The 25402-nt window shown below is 71.4% G+C and carries 23 protein-coding genes; 16 read left to right on the top strand and 7 right to left on the bottom strand.

What is annotated here, in order from left to right:
• The first annotated feature begins 83 nt into the window (after nucleotides 1-83).
• The 3 genes from ABTW72_RS08075 to ABTW72_RS08065 all read left to right on the top strand — a co-directional run bounded on the left by ABTW72_RS08075 (nucleotide 84) and on the right by ABTW72_RS08065 (nucleotide 5002).
• On the top strand, nucleotides 84-1496 hold the full coding sequence (locus ABTW72_RS08075; RefSeq protein WP_350855768.1) for an FAD-dependent oxidoreductase: 1413 nt from the start codon (nucleotides 84-86) through the stop codon (nucleotides 1494-1496).
• Between the two features lie 87 nt (nucleotides 1497-1583).
• The gene (locus tag ABTW72_RS08070; protein WP_350855765.1) at nucleotides 1584-3773 is read left to right on the top strand and encodes an FUSC family protein; all 2190 of its coding nucleotides are present in this window, start codon (nucleotides 1584-1586) and stop codon (nucleotides 3771-3773) included.
• Nucleotides 3774-3964: 191 nt separating this feature from the next.
• On the top strand, nucleotides 3965-5002 hold the full coding sequence (locus tag ABTW72_RS08065; protein ID WP_350855762.1) for an aminotransferase class V-fold PLP-dependent enzyme: 1038 nt from the start codon (nucleotides 3965-3967) through the stop codon (nucleotides 5000-5002).
• A gap of 39 nt (nucleotides 5003-5041) precedes the next feature.
• Here ABTW72_RS08065 and ABTW72_RS08060 read toward each other — a convergent pair whose 3' ends face one another.
• Together ABTW72_RS08060 and ABTW72_RS08055 are read right to left on the bottom strand one after the other, a co-directional pair.
• Nucleotides 5042-5563, bottom strand: coding sequence for a peptidoglycan-binding domain-containing protein (locus tag ABTW72_RS08060; protein WP_350855759.1), 522 nt, complete (start codon nucleotides 5561-5563; stop codon nucleotides 5042-5044).
• Between the two features lie 96 nt (nucleotides 5564-5659).
• Complete coding sequence (locus tag ABTW72_RS08055; RefSeq protein WP_091401789.1) at nucleotides 5660-6832, bottom strand: acyl-CoA dehydrogenase family protein; 1173 nt, start codon at nucleotides 6830-6832, stop codon at nucleotides 5660-5662.
• A gap of 196 nt (nucleotides 6833-7028) precedes the next feature.
• Between ABTW72_RS08055 and ABTW72_RS08050 the strand changes: the two genes are divergently transcribed.
• From ABTW72_RS08050 to ABTW72_RS08040, 3 genes are all read left to right on the top strand, one after another.
• Nucleotides 7029-7685, top strand: a complete 657-nt coding sequence (locus ABTW72_RS08050) for a TetR/AcrR family transcriptional regulator C-terminal domain-containing protein (protein ID WP_350855756.1) — start codon at nucleotides 7029-7031, stop codon at nucleotides 7683-7685.
• 62 nt (nucleotides 7686-7747) lie between these two features.
• Entirely contained in the window at nucleotides 7748-9202 is a 1455-nt protein-coding gene (locus ABTW72_RS08045; protein ID WP_350855753.1) for an aldehyde dehydrogenase family protein, read from the top strand.
• Nucleotides 9199-10374 carry an alcohol dehydrogenase catalytic domain-containing protein gene (locus ABTW72_RS08040; RefSeq protein ID WP_350855750.1) on the top strand — a complete coding sequence of 392 codons (1176 nt, stop codon included), beginning with the start codon at nucleotides 9199-9201 and terminating at the stop codon, nucleotides 10372-10374. Before ABTW72_RS08045 ends, ABTW72_RS08040 begins: the two co-directional genes overlap by 4 nt.
• Before the next feature lie 37 nt (nucleotides 10375-10411).
• Here ABTW72_RS08040 and ABTW72_RS08035 read toward each other — a convergent pair whose 3' ends face one another.
• Complete coding sequence (locus tag ABTW72_RS08035) at nucleotides 10412-11161, bottom strand: phosphotransferase family protein (protein WP_350855747.1); 750 nt, start codon at nucleotides 11159-11161, stop codon at nucleotides 10412-10414.
• A 128-nt stretch (nucleotides 11162-11289) separates the two neighbouring features.
• Entirely contained in the window at nucleotides 11290-11553 is a 264-nt protein-coding gene (locus ABTW72_RS08030; protein ID WP_091402229.1) for a hypothetical protein, read from the bottom strand.
• 176 nt (nucleotides 11554-11729) lie between these two features.
• Here ABTW72_RS08030 and ABTW72_RS08025 point away from each other — a divergent pair, with 176 nt between their 5' ends.
• Both ABTW72_RS08025 and ABTW72_RS08020 read left to right on the top strand, forming a co-directional pair.
• Entirely contained in the window at nucleotides 11730-12095 is a 366-nt protein-coding gene (locus ABTW72_RS08025) for a PadR family transcriptional regulator (RefSeq protein WP_030488338.1), read from the top strand.
• Nucleotides 12092-13468: a permease prefix domain 1-containing protein gene (locus ABTW72_RS08020; RefSeq protein ID WP_350855743.1), complete on the top strand. Its 1377-nt coding sequence runs from the start codon at nucleotides 12092-12094 to the stop codon at nucleotides 13466-13468. The genes ABTW72_RS08025 and ABTW72_RS08020 overlap by 4 nt, the downstream gene beginning before the upstream one ends.
• 166 nt (nucleotides 13469-13634) lie before the next feature.
• Here the strand turns inward: ABTW72_RS08020 and ABTW72_RS08015 are convergent, their stop codons facing one another.
• Complete coding sequence (locus ABTW72_RS08015; RefSeq protein ID WP_350855740.1) at nucleotides 13635-14492, bottom strand: SPFH domain-containing protein; 858 nt, start codon at nucleotides 14490-14492, stop codon at nucleotides 13635-13637.
• A 223-nt stretch (nucleotides 14493-14715) separates the two neighbouring features.
• On the opposite strand from ABTW72_RS08015, the gene ABTW72_RS08010 reads away from it, so the two are divergent.
• From ABTW72_RS08010 to ABTW72_RS07975, 8 genes are all read left to right on the top strand, one after another.
• Nucleotides 14716-15477, top strand: a complete 762-nt coding sequence (locus ABTW72_RS08010; RefSeq protein ID WP_350855737.1) for an ABC transporter ATP-binding protein — start codon at nucleotides 14716-14718, stop codon at nucleotides 15475-15477.
• On the top strand, nucleotides 15464-16156 hold the full coding sequence (locus tag ABTW72_RS08005; protein ID WP_350855734.1) for an ABC transporter ATP-binding protein: 693 nt from the start codon (nucleotides 15464-15466) through the stop codon (nucleotides 16154-16156). The genes ABTW72_RS08010 and ABTW72_RS08005 overlap by 14 nt, the downstream gene beginning before the upstream one ends.
• A 51-nt stretch (nucleotides 16157-16207) precedes the next feature.
• Complete coding sequence (locus ABTW72_RS08000; protein WP_502892171.1) at nucleotides 16208-17458, top strand: ABC transporter substrate-binding protein; 1251 nt, start codon at nucleotides 16208-16210, stop codon at nucleotides 17456-17458.
• On the top strand, nucleotides 17455-18336 hold the full coding sequence (locus tag ABTW72_RS07995) for a branched-chain amino acid ABC transporter permease (RefSeq protein ID WP_112583340.1): 882 nt from the start codon (nucleotides 17455-17457) through the stop codon (nucleotides 18334-18336). The genes ABTW72_RS08000 and ABTW72_RS07995 overlap by 4 nt, the downstream gene beginning before the upstream one ends.
• A complete protein-coding gene (locus ABTW72_RS07990; protein ID WP_350855731.1) occupies nucleotides 18333-19346 on the top strand; it encodes a branched-chain amino acid ABC transporter permease in 1014 nt (337 codons plus the stop codon). The genes ABTW72_RS07995 and ABTW72_RS07990 overlap by 4 nt, the downstream gene beginning before the upstream one ends.
• 78 nt (nucleotides 19347-19424) lie before the next feature.
• Nucleotides 19425-20096: a transcriptional regulator gene (locus ABTW72_RS07985; RefSeq protein WP_350855728.1), complete on the top strand. Its 672-nt coding sequence runs from the start codon at nucleotides 19425-19427 to the stop codon at nucleotides 20094-20096.
• Nucleotides 20097-20180: 84 nt separating this feature from the next.
• Nucleotides 20181-21749: an MFS transporter gene (locus ABTW72_RS07980; protein ID WP_350856705.1), complete on the top strand. Its 1569-nt coding sequence runs from the start codon at nucleotides 20181-20183 to the stop codon at nucleotides 21747-21749.
• An 11-nt stretch (nucleotides 21750-21760) separates the two neighbouring features.
• Nucleotides 21761-22369 (top strand): TetR/AcrR family transcriptional regulator, encoded by a 609-nt coding sequence (locus ABTW72_RS07975; protein WP_350855725.1) that lies wholly within the window; start codon nucleotides 21761-21763, stop codon nucleotides 22367-22369.
• 101 nt (nucleotides 22370-22470) lie between these two features.
• On the opposite strand, the gene ABTW72_RS07970 is transcribed toward ABTW72_RS07975, so the two are convergent.
• Nucleotides 22471-24390, bottom strand: coding sequence for a helix-turn-helix domain-containing protein (locus ABTW72_RS07970; RefSeq protein WP_145795539.1), 1920 nt, complete (start codon nucleotides 24388-24390; stop codon nucleotides 22471-22473).
• 14 nt (nucleotides 24391-24404) lie between these two features.
• Nucleotides 24405-25187 carry a 3-hydroxybutyrate dehydrogenase gene (locus ABTW72_RS07965; protein WP_350855722.1) on the bottom strand — a complete coding sequence of 261 codons (783 nt, stop codon included), beginning with the start codon at nucleotides 25185-25187 and terminating at the stop codon, nucleotides 24405-24407.
• Nucleotides 25188-25402 lie beyond the last annotated feature (215 nt).

The following is a 25402-nucleotide window of genomic DNA, read 5'->3' as shown; positions in this document are numbered from 1 at the left end:
GGCCAACTCAGCGCTGACGGCAGGGGCTGAGGTGGTTACGGTCGTGGATGCCGAGGTATCCCGACCGTTCGAGGAGTGATCGCATGCCCCCCTCTCCGTCCCGGCTCTTCGCCGAGATAGCGACGGCCGAACCACCCGCCGAGACCAGAGTGGTCATGCGGCGGGCGGTGGTGCTCGGTGGCAGCATTGCCGGGTTGCTGGCGGCCCGGGTGTTGAGCGACCACGCCGAGGAAGTGCTGATCATCGAACGGGATCCGTCCGATGTCGACGCCGGTCCACGGCCGGGTGTGCCCCAGGGCAGTCAGGTGCACGCGCTGCTGCCCGCCGGTCAGGTCCAGTTGGAGCGTTGGTTTCCCGGCATCGCCGACGAGGCGCTCGCGCTCGGCGCCCCGCCGCCACCGCGCGACCCGGGGACGGCGAAGGTCTTCGTGAACGGCATGTTGGGTCTGCCGCCCGCGGCGACCGGCACCGGGCCGGCGCTGATCACCACGCGTCCGTTCCTGGAGGCGCTGGTCCGACGACGCACCCTCGCCATCGACAACATCCGCATGGTCTACGGCCGGGCGGAGGGTCTGCTCTTCGACGAGCGGCGGGTCAACGGCGCCCGGTACGTGCCCGAGGGCGGCACCGAGCCCATCGTCGAAGCGGCGGACCTGGTGGTCGACGCGATGGGGCGGTCCAGCCGGTTGAGCGACTGGCTGGCCGAGCACGGGTGGCCGCGCCCGCCGCTGCACCGCATGCCGATCAAGCTGAACTACGCCACGGCGCTCTTCAAGCGCGACGAGTCGGTCAGCGACGCCTGGGTGGCGGTCTTCCACACCATGGCGGGCAAGGGGCGTACCGCCCGGATCGGTGGGATCAACTCGGTCGAGGGGGACCGCTGGATCATGCTGGTGGCCGGCTACGACGGGGACCGGCCCAGCCGCGACGTCGCCGACTTCACCGCCCGGTGCCGGGAGCACTACCCGCAGATGTTCGGTGACATCGCCGAACACGGGGAGATGCTCGGCGGGGTGGTCACGTACCACCAGGCGGACAGCCGACGGCGCGACTTCCACAAGCTCGACCGTCTGCCCGCCGGGTTGGTCGCCGCCGGCGACGCGGTCGCGTCCTTCAACCCGGTGTACGGCCAGGGCATGACCTCCGCGACACTGCACGCCTCCTGCCTGTCGAAGTACCTGCGCTCCGGTCCGAAGCCACACGACGAGCCCGCGCACGCGTACTTCGACCAGGTCCGTGTGGTGGTCGACGCCGCCTGGCAGATCTCCACCACCGCCGACATCGAGCTGCCGCACGTCGACGGGCCGTACCCGCCCGGCTACAAGGTCACCAAGTGGTTCGGAGACCTGCTCTTCCGGGCGTCGCTGACCGACCCGGTGCTCAACGCCCGGCTGGGCCGGGTCACCACCATGCTCGACCACCCGGCCGCCTTGAGCCGCCCCGGCACCCTGTTCCGGGCCCTCCGGCTAGGCCTGCTCGGCGGCTCCCGGCGGTGATTCGTCGCCAAACTCGCCGCCCACCGCGAGGCGCGGTGGAGAATGGTGGGCCGGGGAGGGGTGCTGCGACGAACCGGGGGAGCGGTCGTGCTCGGAACCAGCCTCCTTGGCCGGCTTCGCCGCCGTGACCCGGGTGACGCCGTCCTGCGACGCGCGGCCCGGCTGACCCTCGTCGCGTCCGTCGTTTTCTACGGCTGCCGGTACGGCGCGGGCAGTTCGACGCTCGCCACGTACGGGTTGTTCGGCACGATCGCCGCCGGGTCGTTCGCGCAGCTACCTGGTCCGGCGCCGCAACGGGCGCGGATCCTCGTGCTGTCGCTGCCGGTGGTGTGGGCGCTGATCGCGGCGGGCTCGCTGTTGGCGTGGAGCACCTGGGCGGCCGCCGGTGGCATGCTGGTCGTCGGGTTCGTGGTGGCGTTCGCCGGGGTCGGCAACCCGCGCCTGGTGGGTTTGGCGAGCGCGTTCCAGCTCTTCTACATCCTGGCGTCGTTTCCGCCGTACCAGCCGGGCACCCTGCCGGAGCGACTCGGTGGGGTGACCCTCGCCGTCGTGCTGCTCGCCGTGGCCGAGGTGTTCCTCTGGCCCGACCCGGTGCCGGTCTCCTACCGGCAGCGCCTCGCCGAGGCGGCGGACGGCGTCGCCGCCTTCCTCGACGCCGCCGTCGAGAAGTTGACCGACCCGCACGCCGCTGCGGATGACCCGGGCAGGCGTCGCGAGCGGGCGCACGAGGTGGTGGCGGCGATCGAGCTGAACCGCAGCCCTCCGGCGTGGGCGCCCACCGCGGCGGGCGCCCAGGACCGGGCGTTGCGGATCTGCGCGGCCGCGTTACGGGAGGTGCTCGCCGAGGCGGACCGGTTGGCGGCGGACGCCCCGCCGGAGCCGATTCCGGACCTGGCAGCGGCGCGTCTGCTGCGCTCGTGCGCGGACATCACCCGCGCCGTCGGCCGGAGCCTGTCGCCGGGTGCCCCGGCGGTGGCCCCGGCCGACCTGGACGTGGCGGTCGGACGAGCCGAGGCGGCGTACCCGGTGGGAGCCGGCCAGGTCCGCGACGCGCCGGACGTACCCCGGTTGTGCCGGGACGCGACCGCGCTGGCCCTCGCGGACCAGGTGCGGGTCTTCGTCGTCGGTTCCCGGGTGGCTACCGGGGCGCGGCTCGGCGGCGGCGACGCCTCCTCGGCGCTGTTCGAGTTCGCGCAGCGCAGCCCGTGGACGCTGTACTGGTGGCAGTTCCGCTCCCACCTGGCGCCGCGCTCGGTTCACCTGCACAGCTCGCTGCGGCTGGCCGTGGCGCTCGCCATCGCCCGGGTGGCCGCCGGGGTGTTGCAGCTGACCCACGGCTTCTGGGTGCTGCTAGCCACCCTCACGGTCCTGCGCACGTCGGCCGCCGACACCCGCACCGCCCTGCGGCCGGCCGTGCTCGGCACGATCGTCGGTGCGGTCGTCAGCGGCGGGGTGATGCTCGTCGTCGACGAGCCGATCGTGTACGCCGTCGTCCTGCCGGTCACCCTGCTGCTGGCCTTCGGCGTCGGACGCCTGCTCGGTCCGGTGTGGCAGCAGGCGCTGTTCACGGTGCTGCTGACTGTCGTCTTCGCCCAGCTCAGCCCGGAAGGGTGGCGGCTCGCCGAGGCCCGCCTCGTCGACGTGCTGCTCGGCGCGGTGATCGGTGTGCTCGCCGGGGTGGCGATCTGGCCGCGCGGCGCGGGCCACGACCTGCGGCACAACGCCACCCGGTACCTGGCGGCCAGCGCGGACGCGGTCGAACGGACGGTCCAGTCGATGCTCGGCGATGCTCCGCCACCCGCGAGCGCCCTCGGCCGGGTCCGTCGCCGGATGGTCCTGATCGACTCGTCGTACTGCCAGTACCACTCGGAGCGGCACGATCCGCACCGTCAACAGGTGAACTGGGACGCCGTGCTGAGCGCCGGGCATCATGTCGTGCCCGGAGCGGAGTCGCTGCTGCGCCGCAACCCGCCCGGCTGCCTCGCCGGCTGGCCCGGGGCGGCGGCGCTGCTGCGGGACTCCGCCGCACGCCTGCGATCGGCGTACGACGCCCTCGCCGACGAGGTCGCGCACGGCCGGACGTCGGACCGGGCGCCGGTCTCGACCAGCTGCGTCGACCAGCTGGACCGGATCCGTCCGCTCCTCGGCGAGGCCGACCATCAGTCGGTCCGGCACCTGGTGGAGGTCGACCGGTGGCTCGCCGGCCTCGCCGACAGTCTCGCCCGGATCCCCCTGCCCGCTGCCGACGAGTCGACCGGGCGCCGCCGGAAGCGGTGAGGCCGGTGCGCCCGGCGTCGAGGCGGTCGCCGGCACCCTCGACGTCTCCGTGTCGGTGGTCAAGGTGCGGAACGCCCGCGCGCTGACCAGGCTGCGGGCGTTGCTCGGTCAGGACTTCGTCCGCATCTGACAGGCCGCCGATCGCCGATTGGCCGTGCCCGTCGCGCGTCGTTCGGCCTAGCGTCGACGGCATGGAGATCGAGCAGGCGCAGAAGCTGTGGCAGCCGGAGCCTGGCTGGTTGAACACCGCCAGCTACGGGTTGCCACCGGAGCCGGCGTGGGCGGCGTTGCAGGAGGCTCTCGCGGCCTGGCGGGTTGGCCGTACGTCGTGGGAGGGCTGGGGCGAGTCGACGCACCGGGCTCGCGTCACCTTCGCCGACCTCATCGGGGTGCCGGTCGGTGACGTGGCGGTCGGCGCGGCGGTGTCCCATCTCCTCGCGCCGGTCGCGGCGGCGCTGCCGGCCGGTGCCACGGTGGTGGTCCCCGAGGTCGAGTTCACCTCGAACCTCTTCCCCTGGCTGGTGCAGGAGGAGCGTGGCGTCAAGGTCCGCACGGTGCCGCTGGAGTCTCTGGTCGACGCCATCGACGCCGAAACCGACCTGGTCGCGTTCAGCCTGGTGCAGTCGGCCGACGGGGCGGTCGCCGCGTACGACGAGATCGTTGCCGCGGCCCGCGCCCACGACGCGCTGGTGGTGGTGGACGCGACCCAGGCGTGCGGCTGGCTGCCGTTCGACGGCAGCCGGGCCGACGCGGTGGCGGTGGGCGGCTACAAGTGGCTGATGAATCCGCGCGGGACCGCGTACGCCTATCTGGCCCCCGGGTTGCGCGAGCGGCTGCGCCCCGACGCGGCCGGTTGGTACGCGGGCCGCGACCCGCACGCCTCCTACTACGGCCCGCCGCTGCGGCTGGCCGACGACGCCCGCCGGTTCGACATCTCACCGGCCTGGTTCAGCTGGGTCGGTGCGGCGCCCGCCCTGGAGGTGGTCGCCGAGATCGGCGTGCCGGCGATCGGCGCGCACAACGTGGCGCTGGCCAACCGCTTCCTGACCGGGCTGGGCCGGGCACCGGGGGAGAGCGCCATCGTCAGCGTGGACGTGCCGGACGCGGAGCAGCGTCTGGCGGCGGCCGGCATCCGGGCGGCGGTGCGCGCCGGACGGGTCCGGGCCTCGTTCCACATCTACTCCACCGAGGCGGACGTGGACGCCGCGTTGACCGCGTTGACCGGATAGGCCGGCCGCGCCCGGTGCGGGGCACGGCCGGCCGGTCGGTCAGGAGCAGATGCTGAAGGTCGCACTCGTGTACGCGAGAGGCTTCCACTCCAGATCGGGCCCGAGGCTCATGTCCCACCTGCCGTCCGGGAGGCGGCCGAAGTAGATGAAGTTGCTGCCGAGCCCGTCGTAGTAGAACCAGTTGTCGCCTTCGTACGTGCTGAGGCGGGTCGCTGCCCTCGCGAGGGTCCTGGGGCCGACGACGCCGTCGCTCACGAGGCCCCGGTCGCTCTGCCACCGCTTGGTGGCGGCCGTCGTGACCGCACCGAACCTGCAGTCGACGCCGGAGGCGGCGAGGTAGCCGTCGGCAACCAGGATCTTCTGCCACATGGCGACGACGTTGCTGTACGACCGGGTCGACGCGGAGATGGGGCCCTCGTCGTTCCAGTCGTCGGTCCAGGTGCCGGAGCCCGCGACGTACCCCTGGCTGACGCTCGCGGACGCGGGCGCGGCCACGATGACGACAGCGGCGGCGGTGGCGACGGCCATCGCCGCCGTGGCTGCTCTGATTCGTAGGAACATGCGTATCCCCCTCTGACTGATCGGGCGGGTGGTACGCGAATACACGTCTGGCCACGCCGCTTCGTTGCAGGTCAGTCAGGAGGCGGACACTTGGGCTCAGGCCAGGTGGCCGCCGATCTTCGTGTACCCGCGCAGCAGGTCCCGCGAGATGATCAGTCGCTGCATCTCGTCGGTGCCCTCGAAGATCCGGTAGAGCCGGACCTGCCGGTACCAGCGTTCGATCGGCAGCTCTCGGGTGTAGCCCATGCCGCCGTGGATCTGGAGCACCCGGTCGACCACCCGGTTGACCATGCCGGCGCCGTAGAGCTTGCCCATCGACGAGGCGTGCCGGGGGTCCAGGCCCGCGTCGACCGTCCACGCCGAGCGCAGCACCAGCCAGCGGGCCGCCTCCAGCTCCGTCTCGGAGTCGGCGATCATCCACTGGATGGCCTGGTTGGTGCCGATCTTCGTGCCGAAGGTCTCCCGGGTGTTGGCGTAGTCGATGGCCATCTGCAACACCCGCTCGGCGATGCCGATGGCGTGCGACGGGATGGTGTAGCGCCCCTTGCCGATCCACTCCATCCCGAGCGTGAAGCCCTGCCCGATCTCACCGAGGATGTTGCGGTGCGGCACGCGTACGCCGTCGAAGATGAGTGACGCGGGCCCGCCCTCGCCCATCGTCTGGATGAACTCCGAGCGCCAGCCCATCGACCGGTCCACCAGGAAGGCGGTGGCGCCGCCCTTGCGGGCGCCCTTCTCCCGGTCGGTCACCGCGACCACGATGGCGAAGTCGGCGTCGTGACCGCCGGTGATGAAGGTCTTCTCGCCGTCGAGGATCCAGTCGTCGCCGTCGCGGCGGGCGGACAGCCGGATGTTGGCCGCGTCGGATCCGGCGCCCGGCTCGGTGATGGCGAAGCAGGAGCGTCGCTCACCCTCGATGGTCGGGATGAGGAACTCCCGCTTCTGCTCCTCGGTGGCGTGGAACAGGATGTTGTCCGCCTCGCCGCCGAAGCGGAACGGCACGAACGTGCGGCCCAGCTCGGTCCAGATCAACGACTGGAGTACGGCCGGCAGGTTCATCCCGCCGTACTCCTCCGGGGTGGCCAGGCCCCAGAAGCCGAACTTGCGCGCCTTGAGTTGCAGTTCGCGCACCTCGGAGTGGTCGAGGCCCGGCTGATGCGCCCGTTCCCGGCGGAGCACCTCCGCTTCCAGGGGCATCACCTCGCGGGTGATGAACGCGCGCACGGTGTCCCGGACGGCGCGTTCCTCGTCGGACAGTGCGAAGTCCACGGTTCCCCCTCGGTCGGCGTGGTGGTGCGCCGCCACGGGCCGCGGCGGTCCCTCATAAACTAGCGGTGTAAGTTTTCATTCGTCCAGACCCCTTCTCCGGCCGACGTGGTGACGCCTACCCGCAGGCGGTCCCCGATAGGGTGCGTGAACAGGTGGTTCCCACGGGGAGGGACACCGCAGACCGAGGAGTTCTGACGTGCCCCGACCTCGACGGCCTCTGCTCACCCGCGACCGGATCGTCGAGACGGCGCTCGCGCTGATCGACGCCGACGGGCTCGGCGCGCTCTCCACCCGCCGACTCGCCGCCGCGCTCGGCGTACAGGGCCCCTCGCTCTACAACCACTTCGCCACCAAGGACGAGATCCTCGACGCGGTCGCCGACACGGTCACCGTTGCCGTCGACACCGGTGGCTTCGCCAGCCGGGACTGGCTCGCCGCGCTCCGGGACTGGGCGTGGTCGTACCGGCGGGCGCTCACCGCCCACCCGAACATCGTGCCGTACCTGGCGCAGGGGCCGGGTCGTCGACCGGCTGCCCTCGCCATGGCCGACGCGGTCTACGGCGGGCTGGTCCGGGCCGGTTGGCCGCCGGCCCGCGCCACCCACATCGGTGCGGCGCTGCGTTACTTCGTGGCCGGGTCGGCGCTCGGTTCGTTCGCCCGCGGTTTTGTCGAGGACCCGGAGCTGTACGCGGCGCACTACCCGCACCTGCGCCAGGCCCACCGGCTCGCCGAACACCAGCAGAGCGTGGACGAGGGAGCCTTCGCCCTGGGCCTGGACGCCCTGCTGCACGGTCTGGCCGCCGAGTACACCCGCACCGTCGAGACGGTGGAGTCCGCCCGGCCCAACGGGTAGCGTCCAAACTCCCAGCGCTAGTTTCATCGCCCGTCGCCATCGCCCACCCTCGAAGGGACGACATGGACCTCGCCGCCCCGCCGTCGCTGTTGCCCGACTCCCTGCGCCTGCGGCGCCACCTGCACGTCGGCGGGGAGTGGACGCCTCCCGCCGACGCCGGTCTCATCGACGTGGAGAACCCGAGCACCGGAGAGCTGATCGGGCAGGTGCCGGCCGGCACCCCGGCCGACGTGGATCGCGCCGTGGCCGCGGCCCGGGCCGCTTTTCCCGGCTGGTCGGCCGCCACCCCCGCCGAGCGCTCCGCCCACCTCGACCGGTTGCACGCGGCGCTCACCGCCCGCGCCGACGACCTCGCCCGCGCCATCGCCGTGGAGCTGGGCTCGCCGCTCAAGCTCGCCACCCGGGTGCAGGTCGGGCTCCCACTGACAGTGCTGCGCGACCACGTCGCGCTCGCCGCCCGCGCGCCGGTCGAGGAGAGCATCGGCAACTCCCTCGTCGTCCGCGAGCCGATCGGCGTGGTCGGTGCGATCACCCCGTGGAACTACCCACTGCACCAGGTGATGGCGAAGCTCGCACCCGCCCTGGCCGCCGGCTGCACGGTGGTGCTCAAACCCAGCGAGCTGACCCCGTTGACCGCGTACCTGCTCTTCGACGCGGTCACCGAAGCCGGCCTGCCGCCGGGTGTGCTCAACCTGGTCTCCGGCACCGGGCCGGTGGTGGGTGAGGCGCTCGCCGGGCACCCCGACGTCGACCTGGTCTCCTTCACCGGCTCCACCGCCACCGGCGCGCGAATCATGCGGCTCGCCGCCGACCGGATCGCCCGGGTCGCGTTGGAGCTGGGCGGCAAGTCTGCCAACGTGATCCTCCCCGACGCCGACCTGGCCACCGCCGTCAAGGTGGGCGTCGGTAACGCCCTGCTCAACTCCGGGCAGACCTGTACCGCCTGGACCCGGATGCTGGTGCACCGCGACCGGTACGACGAAGCCCTCCACCTGGTCGCCTCGGCGGTGGCCGGCTACCGCCTCGGCGACCCGTTCGACCCGGCGACCCGGCTCGGCCCGCTGGTCTCCGCCGCCCAGGCCGAGCGTGTGCGTGGCCACATCGACCGGGCCCTCGCCGACGGTGCCCGGCTGGTCGCCGGCGGGCCCGACGCCCCGGTGCCGACCCGGGGGCACTTCGTCGCCCCGACCGTCTTCGCCGACGTGCACCCCGACAGCGCGCTCGCCCAGGAGGAGGTCTTCGGCCCGGTGCTCGCCGTCATCCCCTTCGCCGACACCGACGAGGCGGTCACCATCGCCAACAACTCGAGGTACGGGCTGGCCGGCGCTGTCTGGTCCGCCGACACCGACGCGGCGCTCGCCGTGGCCCGGCGGCTGCGCACCGGTGCGGTCGACATCAACGGTGCGCCGTTCAACCCGCTCGCCCCGTTCGGCGGCTACAAGCAGTCCGGCCTGGGCCGGGAGTTGGGCGTGCACGGGCTGGCCGAGTTCTGCGAGCTGAAGGCGATCCAGCGATGACCGAGCCCGAACTGCCCCCGACCGCGGCCACAGGCCGCACCGAACTGTCCCCGGCCGCGCCGGGTGGCGGCATCGAGCCGGCGGCCGCGCCGGTCGTTGTTCGCGCACTGGTCGCGCGCGGCTCCGGCGCCGAGCTGCGGGTCGAGCGGGTACGCCTGCCCGCGCCCGGCCCCGGCGAGGTGCGGGTGACGATCCAGGCGGCCGGGGTCTGCCACTCCGACCTGTCCATGGTCAACGGCACCCTCGCCGCGAGGTTTCCGCTGGTGCTCGGGCACGAGGCGACCGGCGTGGTGGCCGAGGTCGGGCCGGGCAGTCAGCTGACCGTCGGCACGCCGGTGGTGCTCAACTGGGCACCAGCCTGCCGGGCCTGCTGGTGGTGTCGGCGCGGCGAGCCGTGGCTCTGCGCCGACACCACGGCCCCGACCGTGCCACGCGGCGAGACCGACGACGGGGTCCCGCTGCACCTGACCCTCGGCCTCGGCGCGCTCGCCGAGGCGGTGGTGGTACCCGAGCGTGCCGTCATCCCGATCCCCGCCGGGCTGCCGCCCGAGCAGGCCGCACTGCTCGGCTGTGCGGTGCTCACCGGCGTCGGCGCGGTCCGGAACACCGCCCGGGTGGCACCCGGCGAGTCGGTCGCTGTCGTCGGGCTCGGTGGGGTCGGGCTCGCCGTGCTCAGCGCGGCCCGCCGGGCCGGTGCCACGACGATCCTGGCCATCGACGTCGCCGAGGCGAAACGGGACCTGGCGCTCGCCGCCGGGGCGACCGACTTCCTGCTCTCCGACGACCGGCTCTCCAAGGAGGTACGGGCGCGTACCGAGAGCCGCGGCGTCGACCACGCCTTCGAGTGCGTCGGTCGGGCCGCCACCATCCGCGCCGCCTGGCGGCTGACCCGGCGCGGGGGAGCGGTGACAGTGGTCGGCATGGGCGCTAAGGACGACATGGTCAGCCTGGGCGCGCTGGACATCTTCCACTCCGCGCGCACGCTGCGCTCCTCGGTGTACGGCTCGTCCGATCCGGACCGGGAGGTGCCGGTGCTGGCTGCCGAGCTCGCCGACAGCGCACTGGATCTGGGTGTGCTGGTCAGTGGGACGGTTCCGTTGGACGAGGCGCCCGCGGCGTTCGACCGACTGGCCCGGGGCGAGGGCGCCCGCTGGGTGGTCACCCTGGACTGACGCTGGTCACAGCCGGGACCTCAGCACGTCGACGACCTCAGCACGTCGACGACCTCAGCACGTCGACCTCGCAGCCTGGTGCCCACGGGTCGAAGCCGTGCTCGACGAGCCAGCGGATGGCCAGCAGGCTTCGCAACGACCACCACGCGCGGATCACGTCGACGTCGACGTCGGCGCGGTAACCGGCCAGGACGTCGCCGAGGTGCTCCTCGTGGCCGAGCGTCAGCGTGGCGAGGTCGAAGAGGGCGTCGCCCTGGCACGCCTCGGACCAGTCGAGCACGCCGGTGATCTGGTCACCGTCGACGAACACGTGGCTGATCTGTAGGTCGCCGTGCGTGAATACCGGGGTCCACGGGCGGAGCGCCGCCTGGGAGACCTGGCGGTTGCGCGTGACCAGGTCGGTGGGGAGGACGCCGTTGGCGACGAGCCACTCGCACTCGGCGTCGAGTTGCGATGTCAACTCCTCGCGGCTGCGGCCGGGCCATGGCGGTAGCGGCGCGTCGTGCAGCCTGCGAGCGGCGGCACCCGCCGCGGCCCACGCCGCAGGCGACGAGGTCGACGGCTCGCCGAGGCGACCGAGCGCCGTTCCGGGAAGGGCGGCGAGCGCGAGCACGGGCGGCTTGCGCCAGAGAACCTCGGGGGTCGGGACCGGCGCCAGCGCCATCGCCTCGACCTCGACGTCGGTGCGTCCCGGGTCAGTGTCGATCTTCAGGAACAGGTCACCGACGCGCAGGGTCGCCCGTTCCTGGTGGGCGACGACGACTTCGACCTCCGGCACAACGGCCATTGTCGCGACACGACCATCGCCACCCCAGCGATTTTGTCGGGGGCGACCGGCGTGGTTGGCCAGGCGCCCTGGGCCGACCCGGGAAGGGCCAACCCGGGGCACCCGGGCAACGAGAGCCGGGCGACTGGTCAGAAGGGTGGGGCGTCCTCGCCCATCAGCGCCAGCACGACGCCGCCCTTGCCGCTCTTGAGGCCCTGGACGACGACCTTGCCGGTGCTGCCGTCGGGCAGCTCCAAGGTGAAGGTCTTTCCGACCGCGTTCTTGGGGCCGTTGCCGGCGCTGTTGGCGGGTCGGAAGTCGCCTGCCCAGGGCGGAATCCCGCCCCTACGGGCCGGCTCGGCGAAGAGCGCGGCGGTGCCGGGAGTCCTGGTGCCGTCTGAGGAAAGGAGCACTGAGGCGCTGCGAAAGGTAGCCATATGCGCCAAGGCTAACCCGGACCATGCCGTTCGCGGCACCACAGCTGCCCGGAACGGCGATTCGGTTGACCTCTCGTCCCGGGACGTTGCGCCGGGAGCCATACCTAGCAGTACTATGCATTGTACCTCTAGGTTTGGAAGTGGAGGGTTTCATGAAGGTCGCCAAGGATCTGGTCGCCGCCTCGGCGACGCCGATGGTGCTCGGCATCCTGGCCGAGGGTGAGAGCTACGGCTACGCCATCCTCCGGCGGATCAACGAGTTGTCCGGGGGTGAGCTGGACTGGACCGAAGGGCTGCTCTACCCGTTGCTGCACCGGCTCGAGCGCCTCGGTCACCTGGAGTCGAGCTGGCAGGCGGTCGCCGGCGAGCGGAAGCGTAAGTACTACCGCATCACCGACCGGGGTCTGGCCGAGCTGGCCGAGCAGCGCCGGCAGTGGGACACCGTGGTCGGCGCGCTCAAGGAGATCTGGCACGACCGCGCGCCGCTGACGGTGCGCCCGTTGGAGGGCCTGGCATGACGACGCACGACGGGCCGCAGGGATTGGAAGCGCAGTTCGAGCAGTGGCGCCAGTACGTGCTGCGCCGCCGGGAGCTGCAAGCGGTGGACGCCGACGAACTGGAAGACCACCTTCGCGGCTCCGTCGACGAGCTCGTCGCCACCGGCCTGAGCCCGGACGAGGCGTTCCTGGTGGCGGTGAAACGAATGGGCAGCCTCGACGACCTCTCCCGGGAGTTCGCCCGGGAACACTCCGAACGGTTATGGAAGCAGTTGGTGCTGACCGGCGACTCCGGCGGCCCGGTCGGCGGCACGCGCTCGGTCCGGGACCTGTGGGTCATGCTCGGCTGTGCGGCGGGTGCGGTGGTGTCCGTCAAGGTGCCGGCGCTGTTCGGGCTGAGCTTCGCCGACGACGGCTCGTTCTACGCGCGGAACTTCACAGTGTTGGCGCTGCCCTGGCTGGCGGCGTACCTGGCCTGGCGGCGGGGAGCCCGACGGACGGTCATCGCGGCACTGGCGGTGCTCTTCGTCCTCGGCGCCGTGGCGGCCAACGCCTACCCCCTGGCGGACGATTCGCAGTCCGTGGTCGTCACCAGCATCCACCTGCCCATCGCCCTGTGGCTGGTGGTCGGCCTGGCCTATGTCGCCGACGACTGGCGCTCCTCCCGTCGACGCATGGACTTCATCCGGTTCACCGGCGAGTGGTTCATCTACCTGGTGCTGATGGCGCTCGGCGGCGGCGTGCTCTCCGCGTTCCTGTTCAACACCTTCGCGGCCATCGGGATCGTCCCGGAGGCGTTCATCTCGCAGTGGCTGTTGCCCGGTGGTGCCGCGGCCGCGATCGTGGTGGCCGGGTGGCTCGTCGAGGCCAAGCAGAGTGTCGTCGAGAACATCGCGCCGGTCCTCACCCGGCTGTTCACCCCGCTCTTCACGGCCGCCCTGCTCGCCTTCCTCGTCGCTGTCGTCTGGACCAGCCACGGCATCGACGTCGAGCGGGAGGCGCTGCTCCTCTTCGACCTCCTGCTGGTCGTGGTGCTGGGGCTGCTGCTGTACTCACTCTCGGCCCGTGACCCGCTGGCCCCGCCCGGCCCGTTCGACAAACTCCAACTCGCGCTGGTGCTCAGTGCGTTGGCCATCGACGTGCTGGTGCTGCTGGAGATCACCGGGCGCATCACCGACGAGTACGGCGGTACGCCGAACCGGGCGGCCGCGCTCGGTGAGAACGTGATCCTGCTGGTCAACCTCGCGTGGTCGGCCTGGCTGCTGCTGTCCTTCATCCGTCGGCGCACGCCGTTCGCGGCGCTCGAACGGTGGCAGACCGGCTACCTGCCGGTGTACGCCGCGTGGGCCTGGATCGTGGTCCTCGTCTTCCCGCCGCTGTTCAGCTTCGCCTAGACGAGTAGTTCCGCACGGCCTCCACAGTGCGCTCGGCTGGCCCGCCATGTCGATCTGCCGAGGAGCGGTATACCTCAGAGGAATGAATATTCCTCTGAGGTATACCGCTTGGCGCCGGATCCGCCCCGACGAAGGTGACCGATGGTGATCGCCCTGGAGTTGCGGATCACTTACCGGTGACGATGCCCGGGTTGATGCAGAGCCCTGGGTTCGCGCCGTTCTTCTCCGCGATCTCCAGACAACGGGTCACCTTGTCGACAGTCGCGTTGGTCTCGGTGATCTGCTTGGAGATCTCGGCGTTCTTGCGGTCCTGCTCCAGGTTGCGGGTCTGCGCCAGCTTGTCCTGGAACGCCTTGATGTTGCCCTCGGTCTTGTCGTCGTGGTTCACCCGGGTGATGGTCACCGAGAGGATGTCCACGTCGGTGGCGAGGCGGCTCTCCGCGCTGGTCTTGATGTTCGCCGCGAACGGCTTCAGGTCGACGTTGAGGTCGCCGGTCTGGGCGTCGATCTTCTCCAGCGGGTTGTACGCGGCGAAGGCGTCGTTGACCGCGCTGTCGAGCTGCACACCCACCCGCTGACCTCGGAAGCTGCCGAAGTCGCCCTTGTAGTCCATGAACTGCTTCGGCGCGTTCTCCGGCTTGACCTGCCATTCGACCAGCACCTCGACGCAGGCGTCGGCGAGGGTGCCGGTGCGCACGCGTACGCAGTTGTTGCCGCCGATGTGGTCGTACTTCTGGCGGCCCGCGTCCCACTCGCCGACCTTCTGCCAGGGCGCCACCCACTTCAGGCCCGAGCCGGTCACCTCGCCGGTGGGTTTGCCGAAGCTGGTGACGATGCCGACCGAACGGATGGGCACCGAGTGGGCGCTGGAGGCGATGCCGACGACCAGCGTGAGGGCGAGAAAGCCGAGCGCCGCGAGGGCGGCCATCCGCTTGAGCGGCCGTGCGGGAGCGACGAGTGCGACGACGGCGCTGACCGCCAGGGCGACGGCGAAGACGATCGCCATGGTGAAGCCGACGGGCATGGGGTGGGGACCTTCCGATGGGCTGTGTGGATCATCAACCTAGGGGGTCCGGTCAAGTCGACGGCGCGGGGGAGTGGAGTTCGCGCACGTCAACTGTGGGTCGAATATGGAGCCCATCGACATGGTTCGACTCCGGCGGCCCGCCGTAGGTTTCGTCCACGCGACGGGCCTGTGACCACGGTCACCGAACCGACCGTCGCCGCGACGTGCGGAGGATGAGGCGATGGCCGGGCAAGCGCTCCTGTCGGCCCGTGGGCTGACCCGCGACTTCCGGGGCTTCCGGGCGGTCGACGACGTCGACCTCGACGTGGCGTCGGACAGCGTGCACGCGCTGGTCGGCCCGAACGGTGCGGGCAAGACCACCCTGTTCAACCTGCTCACCGGCTTCCTGCGACCCAGTGGTGGCCGGATCGAGCTGGCCGGGCGGGACGTCACCGGGCTGCCCCCCGAGCAGGTGGCCCGGCTCGGCGTGGCCCGTTCGTTCCAGATCACCAGCCTCTTTCCCCAACTGTCCGCGCGCGAACACGTCGCGCTGGCGTTGCAGTCGCCCAGCGGGCTGGGCTGGCGGTTCTGGCGGTCGGCGAAGCTGATGGGTCGCTACACCGAACGGGCCGACGAACTGCTGGCCATGGTGGGACTGGTCGAGCTGGCGCACGCCCCCTCGGCGTCCCTGGCGTACGGCCGGAAACGCGCCCTGGAGCTGGCCATCGCCCTGGCGCTGGACCCGAAGGTGCTGCTGCTCGACGAGCCGACCGCGGGCATGGGCCTGGAGGACGTCGACCGCACCGTCGAGCTGATCGGTCGGGTCCGGCAGGGCCGAACCGTGGTGATGGTCGAGCACAACATGAGCGTGGTCGGCCGTCTCGCCGACACCGTCACCGTGCTCCAGGCCGGCAAGGTCCTCGTCGAGGGCCCGTACGAGCAGGTCCGCGCCGACGAGCGCGTGATCACCGCCTACCTGGGAGCCGCCGATGCTGCGCATTGAGAACCTGTCCGCCTTCTACGGCGAGGCGCAGGTGCTGCGCGACGTCAGCCTCGAGGTCTCCGCCGGTGAGGTGGTCACCCTTGTCGGCCGCAACGGTGCCGGCAAGTCCACCCTGCTGCGCTGCGTGATGGGACTGCACCCCGGTCAGCGCGGCACGGTGCAGCTGGACGGGCGGGACATCACCAGGTTGCTGGCGCACAAGCGGGCCCGGCTGGGGCTGGGCTGGGTGCCGGACGACCGGGGCAGCTACGCCACGTTGACCGTCACCGAGAACCTCACGCTGCCACCCACTGTCGGCCCCGATTCGTGGTCGCTGGAACGGGTGTACGAGGCGTTTCCCGCCCTGTACACCCGACGGGACTCGGCGGCCACGATGCTCTCCGGCGGCGAGCAGCAGATGCTGGCGCTGGCCCGGGTGCTGCGGATGGGCGCCCGGCTGCTGCTCTGCGACGAGCCCACCGAGGGGCTGTCGCCACTGCTGGTGCAGCAGGTCGGCGACCTGCTGCGCGAGGCCAAACGGCACGGGGTGACCGTGTTGCTGGTCGAACAGAACCTGCACTTCGCCACCGGTGTCGCCGACCGGCACTACCTGCTGGCCGAGGGCCGGGTCGCCGAGGCGATGGACAACTCCGAGGTGCGCTCGCGCGAACGCGAACTGCTCGCGTACCTCGGGATCTGAATTTTCTCAACGACGACCCGCGCGACGCCGCGCGGAATGGATGGAGTGGGCATGCGCAGGACGATGGGTGTGGCCGCGGCGTCGGCCGTGGTGGTGCTGGCCGCCGGGTGCGGCGGTGGTGGCCCCCAGTCGAGTGGCGACCAGAAGCTGACCGGCGACAAGATCGTGCTGGGCGTGCTCAACGACCAGTCCGGGGCGTACTCGGAGTTGTCCGGAAAGAACTCGGTGGCGGCGGTGGAGATGGCCATCGCCGACTTCACCGCGAAGTACGGCGACAAGGCGGTGACCACTGACATCACCGTGGAGACCGCCGACCACCAGAACAAGCCGGACGTGGCCAACTCCAAGGCCCAGGAGATGTACGACCGCAAGGGCGTCGACCTGATCCTGGACGTGCCCACCTCGTCGGCCGCGCTGAAGGTCGCCGACGTGGCCAAGGAGAAGAAGAAGCTCTACTTCAACATCGGGGCGGCGACCACCGACCTGACCGGCAAGAGCTGCAACAAGTACACCTTCCACTACGCGTACGACACGTACATGCTGGCCAACGGCACCGGAAGGACCACCACCGAGCAGATCGGCAAGAACTGGTACATCCTCTACCCGAACTACGCCTTCGGTCAGGACATGGAGAAGAGCTTCTCCACCGCGATCACGGCGGCCGGCGGCACTGTCGTCGGCAAGGACGGGGCGCCGTTCCCGAACACCAGCGGTGACTTCTCCACCTTCCTGCTCAAGGCGCCGAACCTGAACCCGAAGCCGGACGTGCTGGGCACCATGCAGGCCGGCGCGGAGCTGGTCAACGTGGTGAAGCAGTACAACGAGTTCAAGCTGCGGGACAAGGGCGTCGGCCTGGCGGTGGGGCTGATGTTCCTCACCGACATCCACTCGCTCACCCCGGCCGCGCTGGCCGGCACCACGTACACCGACGCCTGGTACTGGAACTTCGACGCGAAGAACCGGGAGTTCGCCGACCGCTTCCAACAGAAGGCCGGCACCCGGCCGACCTTCGCGCACGCCGCCAACTACTCCGCGGCGTCGCAGTACCTGGAGGCGGTGCAGGCCGCCGGTACCGACGACGCGGACGCCGTGGTCAAGGGCCTGGAGGGCAAGACTGTCGAGGACGTCTTCCTGCGCAACGGGAAGATCCGCGCCGAGGACCACCGGGTGGTGCACGACGCGTACCTGGCCCAGGTGAAGCCGCAGTCCGAGGTCGCCGAGCCGTGGGACTACGTGAAGGTGCTCAAGACGATCCCCGCCGCGGAGGCGTTCCGCGCGCCCTCGGCGGACTGCAAACTATGAGCGGATTCGCGCAGAACACGTTCAACGGGCTGGTGAGTGGGGCGTTCTACGCCCTGCTCGCCCTCGGGCTCGCTGTCATCTTCGGCATGCTGCGAGTGGTCAACTTCGCCCACGGCGCGTTCTACATGCTCGGCGCGTTCGGGGCGTACGTGCTGCTCAGCGAGGCGGGCGTGCCGTTCTGGGCCGCCCTGGTGATCATGCCGGTGGGGTTGGGTCTGCTCGGCATGGCGCTGGAACGCGCGGTGATCCACCGGCTGACCAAACTGGACCCGCTCTACAACTTCCTGCTCACCTTCGGTCTGACGCTGATCCTTCAGGACCTGGTGAAACTGCGCTACGGCGTGCAGTCCAGCCCGTACGAGACGCCGTCGCTGTTGAGCGGGTCGGTCGACTTCGGGCTGTTCGACTTCCCGACGTACCGCGTGTTCATCCTCGGCTTCGCGGTGCTGCTCTGCGTCGCGGTGTGGTGGGTGCTGACCCGGACCCGGATCGGCATGGTGGTCCGTGCGGCCACCGAGCGCCCGGACCTGACCCGCGCGTTCGGCATCGACGTCGGGCGGTGGGTGACTCCGGTCTTCGGCTTCGGCATCGGGCTGGCCGGCCTCGCCGGCGTGCTGGCCGCGCCGATGCGCGCGGTCAACCCGCTGATGGGCGCCGACCTGATCATCGTGGTGTTCGCGGTGGTGGTGATCGGCGGGCTGGGCTCGATCTTCGGGTCGGTCGCCGCCGGCTTCGGCATCGGACTCGTGCAGGCGTGGGGTGAGGCGTACCTCTCCAACTTCCCGCTCGTCTCGCAGACGATCGTCTTCGTCGTGATGGCCGGCGTGCTGCTCTGGCGCCCGGCCGGCCTGTTCGGTCGGGAGGAGGCCCCCGCATGACCAACACCGTGGACACTCCTACCGACGCGCCCCGTTCGACGCCACCGTCCGGGCTGATCGCCGTGGCCCGGGCCCCCGGCTGGGTCCGGTACGCGCTGCTCACCGTCGGCCTGGCCGTCGCGGCGTGGCTGCCCAACGGCCTCTATCCGGCGGTCGCGGTGGACATCCTCTGCTGGGCGCTCTTCGCCGTGGCGGTGGACCTGCTGCTCGGCTTCACCGGGCTGATGTCCTTCGGTCACGCCGCGTTCTGGGGCACCTCCGCGTACGTCACCGGGCTGGTGGCCATCCACGCCGGCCTGCCGTTTCCCCTCGCGGTCCTGGCCGGGGCCCTCGCCGCGGCCGTGCTGGCGGTGCCGATCGGGTACCTGGCGGTCAAGCGGACCGGCATCTACTTCGCCATGGTGACCCTGGCCTTCGCGCAGATGGTCTACTACTTCGCCAACGAGTGGCGCTCGGTGACGCAGGGCGAGAACGGTCTCCAGGGGGTGCCCCGCGAGCTGTTCGGCGTCGACCTCACCGACGACTACTTCTTCTACTACGCGATCCTGCCGATCGTGCTGCTCGGGCTCGCCGCCGCCTGGCGGATCGTGCACTCACCGTTCGGTCGGGTGCTGGTCGGCATCCGGGACAACCCGGCGCGGGCGCGGGCGCTGGGCTACCCGGTGCACCGCTACAAGCTCACCGCGTTCGTGCTCTCCGGGTTCATCGCCGGCCTCGGTGGCGGGTTGTTCGCGGTCGGTCACCGGTTCGTCTCGCTGGACGTGCTGCACTGGACCGCCTCCGGCAAGGCGGTCATCGTGGTGGTGCTCGGCGGGATCGGCACCCTCTGGGGTGGGGTGCTCGGCGCTGCCCTCGTGGTCCGGCTGGAGGACTGGCTGTCGTTCTCCGGGTTCGAGGCGATCGGCCTGGTCACCGGCGGCATCTTCGTCCTGGTGGTGGTGCTGTTCCGGCGCGGCATCTGGGGCAGCGTCGCCGCGCTGGCCCACCGGCTGGCGGCCCGTCGCCGCTGAAATTCCGCGACGGCGCATCCACCAGGTGCCCGCCGAGCGAACCCCCGGGTAGAGACCGTCTACCCGGGGGTACGTCTGGTGCTGACCGATCCGATGCCGGCGGAGGCCGTGGAGATCGCGCACAAGCAGGTGTCGCTGGCTGCCGAGGACCTGGACGCCAACGCCGTCGCGACGCTGGTGCTGGAGTTGGCCGAGGCCTGGGGCGTGCCGGCGCTCTGGGAGCAGGTCTGTCGTCCGTTGCTGGCCCGGCTGTCGGGGCGTACCGCCGCCGAGGTCGTCGTCGAGCACGCCCTCTGCGAGGGTGTCCGGGTCGGGTTGGACGTCCACCGCCGGGAGCCGGGCCGGTCACTGCCCACCGGCGGGGTGCTGCTGGCCGGCGCCGAGAAGGAGGCGCACAGCCTCGGTCTGCTGGCGCTCACCGCCGCGCTGCGCGAGCAGGGCCGCGGCTGTCTGAACCTCGGCCCCGCGCTGCCCTGGACCGCGCTCACCAGCGCGGTGTACCGGGCCCGCCCGCGCACCGTCGTGCTCTGGTCGCAGACGCCGCTCACCGGCCGCGCGTACCGCCTGGTGCGCTTCGCCCGGGACTTCCCGCTCCTTCGGGTGTACGGCGCGGGGCCGGGCTGGATCGAGCCGCTCGGCGGTCCGGCGGTCCGTCTCGGCACGTTGACGGAGGCCGTGGACGCCTGCCTGGCGGCCGCTCCCGGGCGTGATGCCCACCACATACGATACGGATCGGTGCCGTATCGTTAATAGCCGTCGTAGGCTGACCCGCGTTACGAGTCTGACCCGTATCGTATTTCGTCGCGGGTGATCAGCGTGGGGGGAAAGCCAGGCATGGAGCTGCACAACAACACCGGACACCCGAGGCGGTGGGCGATCCTGGGAGTGCTGGTGATCAGCCTCCTCGTGGTCGTCCTCGACAACACGATCCTCAACGTCGCCCTGCGCACCCTGGCCGACCCGGTGCATGGTCTCGGCGCCAGCCAGGGCGAGCTGGAGTGGTCCATCAACTCCTACACGCTCGTCTTCGCCGGGCTGCTGTTCACCTTCGGGGTGCTCGGCGACCGCGCCGGCCGCAAGCGCTTCCTGATGATCGGACTGGTGCTGTTCGGCCTGGCGTCGCTGCTCTCCGCGTACGCCCAGAGCCCCGGACAGCTCATCGCGGCCCGCGCCCTGATGGGGGTCGGCGGCGCGGCCATCATGCCGGTGACCTTGTCGATCATCTCCAACGTCTTCGACCCGCGCGAGCGTGGGCGGGCCATCGGGGTCTGGGCCGGCGCGGTCGGTCTCGCCGTGGCGATCGGCCCGATCCTCGGCGGCGCGCTGCTGGAGCACTTCTGGTGGGGCTCGGTCTTCCTGATCAACGTGCCGGTGGTCGTCGCCGGCGTGATTCTGGTGGCGCTGCTGGTCCCCGAGTCGCGTGACCCGCGGCCCGGCCGGATCGACGTACTCGGCGTGCTGCTCTCCGTGGTCGGCCTGGTCGCCCTCTCCTACGGCATCATCGACGGCGGCGAGCACGGCTTCGGCCGCCCGGTGGCCTGGGGCTCGATCCTGGTCGGCGTCGCGGTGCTGGCCTGGTTCGTCCAGCACGAGCGGCGCAGCGACCACCCGTCGCTGGACGTCCGACTGTTCAAGGTGCCCCGGTTCGCCGCGCCGGTCGCCATCGTCGGCCTGGTGTTCTTCGCCGCGATGGGCTCGATGTTCTTCGGCTCCTTCTACCTGCAACTCGTGCGCGACTACAGCCCGTTGCAGACCGGTCTGCTCTTCCTGCCCTTCGCCGGAGCCCAGCTGGTCTTCGCGCCGCGCAGCGCCGCGATGGTCCGCCGCTACGGCGGTAAGGCCGTCGCCACCGTCGGGTTGGCGCTGACCGTTGTGTCACTCGGCGCGTTCGTCTTCATCGGCGCCTCCACCCCGATCTGGATCGTGCTGCTGGTCTTCCTCATCCAGGGCGCCGGCATGGCCAACATCATGCCGCCGGCCACCGAGTCGATCATGTCGGCGCTGCCCCGGGAGAAGGCCGGAGTGGGCTCCGCGGTCAGCAACACCATCCGCCAGGTGGCCGGCGCGCTCGGCGTCGCCGTCCTCGGCTCGGTGCTCTCCGCGGTCTACCGCAGCGACATCGGTGACGCGCTGACCGGCCTGCCCACGCAGGCCCAGGACGCGGCCAACGAGTCGATCTCCGGCGCGTACGCGGCGGCGGGCCAGCTCGGCCCGGCGGCGCCAGGGCTGATCTCGGCGGCCAACGACGCCTTCGTCACCGCCATGCACTGGGCGGCCGGGCTCTCCGCGGTGATCGCCGCACTCGGGATCATCGTGGTGCTGCGCTGGATGCCGGGCAAGGAGGACACGAGCGTCGCCCCGGCGGCGCCGGTCGCCGAGCCTGAGCTCGCCGGTACGGCATAGGTTCGGGGAGAATGGCGGACATGACGTCCACTGCCGATGCTCCGCGGTCGCCCGGTCGACCGCGGAGCATCCGCGCCGACGAGGCGATCATCGAGGCCACCCTCGACCTGCTCGCCGAGGGCAGCACCATCGAAGCGCTCTCGATCGAGGCGATCGCCACCCGCGCCGGGGTCGGCAAGGCCACCATCTACCGCCGCTGGGCCGGCAAGGACGCGTTGCTGCTGGACGCGTTGCGCCGCCTCAAGGGCGTCCTGGCCCAGCCGGCGGGCCACTCCGTCCGCGACGACCTGGTGCTGCTGGTCGGCGCGATCGGCAAGAACGTGGACCCACGAGCAGCCAAGATCATGCCCTGCCTGGCACCCGCCGTGAACCGCAGCGCCGACCAGTTCCAGCTCTACCAGAACATCATCTCGCCCCGGCGGCAGCTGATGCGCGAGGTGCTGCGGCGCGGCATCGACGAGGGGGTGCTGCGCGCCGACATCGACGTCGAGGTGACGATGGCGCTGCTCACCGGGCCGATGCTGATCCAGCGGGTGCTCCAGTGGAACCCGGACCTGGACGAGCAGTCCCTGCCCGAACGGGTCGTCGACGCCGTGCTGGAGGGCATCCAGGTCCGCTGACGTCGGGTGCTCGGTCGGCGGCTGTTGTGCCCGCTGAGGTCGGGTGCTCGGTCGGCGGCGTTCGTGCCGCCGGCCGGCGTCGGTCAGCCGGCCGGCGTCGGTCAGCCGGCCGGAGCGCGCAGGCGGTGCAGACGCAGCGCGAGCTGCACCTCCAGCGCCCGCTCGGGCCGCTGCCAGTCGACGCCGAGCAACTGCCCGACCCGCTCCAACCGCTGGGTCACCGTGTTGACGTGCACGTGCAGTTGCTCGGCGGCCCGGGCCAGGCTGCCACCCACCCCGAAGTACGCTTCCAGCGTCTTCACCAGAGCTGTGCCCCGCCGGGCGTCGTAGTCGAGCACCGGCCCGACGGTGGCGCTGAGGAACTCGGTCACGTCCTTCTCACCCCGGTCACCGACCGTGCCCAGCAACAACCCGACGAAGCCCAACTCCACGGTGCTCGCGCCCTGCCCGGCGCGGCCCAGCGCGCCCAGCGCCGTCAGGCACCGGTCCGCCTCCTGGAACGTCCCGGCCAGCGCCGCCGGTGTGTTCGACGGGCCACTCGCCCCGGCGGTCACCGGTCGACCGGTCACCCGGGACAGGTCCCGGGCCACCGCGCGGGCGCTGCCGCCCGCGTCCAACCCCGGCAGCATCAGCACCACCCGGCCGTCGCGCGCCGCGGCCAGTCCGCCGCGCGCCGAGGCGTACGTGGTGGCCCAGGAGAGCACCCGCTGCCGAGCCGAGCCGGTCGCGGCGATCGCGTCGTCGCCCACCGCCACCAGCACGTGCGGGGCGTCCAGGTCCACCCCGAGCCGACGGGCCCGACTGCGCAGCGCGTCGGTGTCGCGCAGCGGGCGGGCGATCAGATCGTCCAGCAGTTCGCCACGCACCCGCCCCTCCGCCTCCGCGACCGTCCGGCGGAACAGCAGCAGCAGCGCGGTCACCAAGGCGGCCCGCTCCAGGATGCGTTGGTCGGCGTCGACCAACTCGTCGTCCGGGCGCAGCACCAGGGCGCCCAGGTTCTCCGCGCCGGCCACCACCGCCGCGTACCAGAGCGGGCCCCGGCGTACGCTGCGCCCCTCGGTCCGGGACGCGGCCACCGCCTCGACGATGTCCGCGCGGTCCGGCTCCTCGATCTCACCCACCCGGGCCAGCAGACGGCCCTCGGCGTCCAGCGCCAGCAGCGCGCCGCCCAGCACCTCGGTCACGGCAGCCGCCACGTCCTCCACACCGCCACCGCGCAGCACCAGCGCGGTCATCCGGTCGTGCGCCGCCGCGGCCCGCTCCACCGAGCTGCTGTGCGCCCGGATGGTGGTGTTCGCCGCCGACAACTCGGCCAACGCCGAACGGGTCTCGGTCAGCAGTCGGGCGGTGTCGATCGCCACCGCGGCGTGCGCGGCCAGCGACACCAGCAGCGCCACCTCCTCCCGGACGAACGGCCGGGCCGAACGGTTGGCCGCGTAGAGCACCCCGATCGAGGTCGAACCGAGCCGCAGTGGCACCCCCAGGATCGCCACCAGACCCTCCTCGCCCACCCCGGCGTCGATCTCGCCGGTGTGGTGGAAGCGCGCGTCCTCGCCGTAGTTGGCGGTGACGTACGGGGCACCGGACTGGGCCACCAGGCCACCGAGGCCAGCGCCCATCGGCAGGCGCAGCCGCTGGAAGCGGGCCGAGACCGACCCGTCGGTCACCCGCATGTAGGTGTCGCCACGCTCGTCGTCGTTGAGCGTCATGTACGCCACGTCCGCGCCGAGCAGATGACGGGCCCGGTGCACGATCGCCCGCAGCACGTCGTCCAGATCGCGCAGCCCAGCCAGGTCGCTGACCGTGTCGTACAGGCCGGACAGCTCGCTCTCCCGGCGGCGGCGACGCTCCAGCAGCGCGCGGACCCGCAACGCCACCGACTTGGCCTGCTCCAGCTCGGCCAGCCGGTCCGGCGGTAGTCCGGCCGCCCGCGCGGCCACCAGCGGTCCCTCGAACTCGACCGCCGCGGCCTCTCGGGCGAGCAGCTCCAGGAACTCCACCGGCGAAGACATGGTCGACATTGTGCTCAGCCCCACTAGTTGGCCGTCCAGCCCCCGTCGAGGGCGATCGACGCCCCGGTGATGAACGCCGCTGGCGGCGAGCAGAGGTACGCCAGCAGCTCGGCCACCTCCTCCGGCTCGATCAACCGTTTGATCGCGGCCCGGGCCAGCATGATCTTCTCGATCACCTCGGCCTCGTCGATGCCGTGACTGGCCGCCTGGTCGGCGATCTGGCTCTCCACCAGCGCGGTCCGCACGTACGCCGGGTTGATGCAGTTGGCGGTGACCCCGTGCGCGGCGCCCTCCAACGCCACCACTTTCGACAGCCCTTCCAGGGCGTGCTTGGCCGAGACGTAGGCCGCCTTGTACGGCGAGGCGCGCAACCCGTGCACCGAAGAGATGTTGACGATCCGCCCCCAGCCCCGCGCGTACATGTGCGGCAGCGCCCGGCGGATCAGCAGGAACGGCGCCTCCACCATCACCCGCTGGATGTACTCGAACCGCTCCACGGGAAAGTCCTGCAACGGCGCGACGTGCTGGAGCCCGGCGTTGTTCACCACGATGTCCACGTCCACGTCGAGTGAATCCACCGCCGCGGCGTCGGACAGGTCCACACCCTCGGCCCGGCCACCGGTCTCGGCGGCCACCGCCTTGGCCGCCTCCAGGTTGCGGTCCACCACCAGCACCTTGGCACCGGCCGCGCCCAGCCGCAGGGCACACGCCCGCCCGATGCCGCTACCGCCCCCGGTGACCAGGGCGGTCCGACCGGAGAGGTCGACCTGTACGACGTGGGGGACCGCCACGGGTTCTGCCGTCATGGCGCAAGAAGTTACGAGCTGTGTGCTCCCTGGCACATGGGCCCGCGACACATACTCCGTACCAAAGCTGTGTGGCCTCACCCGCCCCTGCCACCCGCCCCCGCCCCGCCGCGCTGTCACCTCGCGCCGCAAGATCGCGCAACATCCTGGATGTAGTGGCATCCGGGCTCGTCGTGGCCACGTGATCCAGGATCGAGCGTGACCTTGACGGCCGG

It is taken from the genome of Micromonospora sp. NPDC127501 (genome assembly GCF_040302185.1).
Lineage (GTDB): Bacteria > Actinomycetota > Actinomycetes > Mycobacteriales > Micromonosporaceae > Micromonospora.
The sequence above is the reverse complement of the archived record's forward strand: the minus strand, read 5'-3'. Positions and strand labels throughout refer to the sequence as shown.

What these genes read in the sequence shown, in the direction of transcription:
- ABTW72_RS07970 (WP_145795539.1), bottom strand. Translation starts at nt 24,390, where the DNA reads ATGTCGACCATGTCTTCGCCGGTGGAGTTCCTGGAGCTGCTCGCCCGA.
- ABTW72_RS08060 (WP_350855759.1), bottom strand. Translation starts at nt 5,563, where the DNA reads ATGTTCCTACGAATCAGAGCAGCCACGGCGGCGATGGCCGTCGCCACC.
- ABTW72_RS08015 (WP_350855740.1), bottom strand. Translation starts at nt 14,492, where the DNA reads ATGCCCGTCGGCTTCACCATGGCGATCGTCTTCGCCGTCGCCCTGGCG.
- ABTW72_RS07990 (WP_350855731.1), top strand. Translation starts at nt 18,333, where the DNA reads ATGACCAACACCGTGGACACTCCTACCGACGCGCCCCGTTCGACGCCA.
- ABTW72_RS08075 (WP_350855768.1), top strand. Translation starts at nt 84, where the DNA reads ATGCCCCCCTCTCCGTCCCGGCTCTTCGCCGAGATAGCGACGGCCGAA.
- ABTW72_RS08040 (WP_350855750.1), top strand. Translation starts at nt 9,199, where the DNA reads ATGACCGAGCCCGAACTGCCCCCGACCGCGGCCACAGGCCGCACCGAA.
- ABTW72_RS08010 (WP_350855737.1), top strand. Translation starts at nt 14,716, where the DNA reads ATGGCCGGGCAAGCGCTCCTGTCGGCCCGTGGGCTGACCCGCGACTTC.
- ABTW72_RS08020 (WP_350855743.1), top strand. Translation starts at nt 12,092, where the DNA reads ATGACGACGCACGACGGGCCGCAGGGATTGGAAGCGCAGTTCGAGCAG.
- ABTW72_RS08035 (WP_350855747.1), bottom strand. Translation starts at nt 11,161, where the DNA reads ATGGCCGTTGTGCCGGAGGTCGAAGTCGTCGTCGCCCACCAGGAACGG.
- ABTW72_RS07980 (WP_350856705.1), top strand. Translation starts at nt 20,181, where the DNA reads ATGGAGCTGCACAACAACACCGGACACCCGAGGCGGTGGGCGATCCTG.
- ABTW72_RS08065 (WP_350855762.1), top strand. Translation starts at nt 3,965, where the DNA reads ATGGAGATCGAGCAGGCGCAGAAGCTGTGGCAGCCGGAGCCTGGCTGG.
- ABTW72_RS08005 (WP_350855734.1), top strand. Translation starts at nt 15,464, where the DNA reads ATGCTGCGCATTGAGAACCTGTCCGCCTTCTACGGCGAGGCGCAGGTG.
- ABTW72_RS08045 (WP_350855753.1), top strand. Translation starts at nt 7,748, where the DNA reads ATGGACCTCGCCGCCCCGCCGTCGCTGTTGCCCGACTCCCTGCGCCTG.
- ABTW72_RS07975 (WP_350855725.1), top strand. Translation starts at nt 21,761, where the DNA reads ATGGCGGACATGACGTCCACTGCCGATGCTCCGCGGTCGCCCGGTCGA.
- ABTW72_RS07995 (WP_112583340.1), top strand. Translation starts at nt 17,455, where the DNA reads ATGAGCGGATTCGCGCAGAACACGTTCAACGGGCTGGTGAGTGGGGCG.
- ABTW72_RS08025 (WP_030488338.1), top strand. Translation starts at nt 11,730, where the DNA reads ATGAAGGTCGCCAAGGATCTGGTCGCCGCCTCGGCGACGCCGATGGTG.
- ABTW72_RS08000 (WP_502892171.1), top strand. Translation starts at nt 16,208, where the DNA reads ATGCGCAGGACGATGGGTGTGGCCGCGGCGTCGGCCGTGGTGGTGCTG.
- ABTW72_RS07965 (WP_350855722.1), bottom strand. Translation starts at nt 25,187, where the DNA reads ATGACGGCAGAACCCGTGGCGGTCCCCCACGTCGTACAGGTCGACCTC.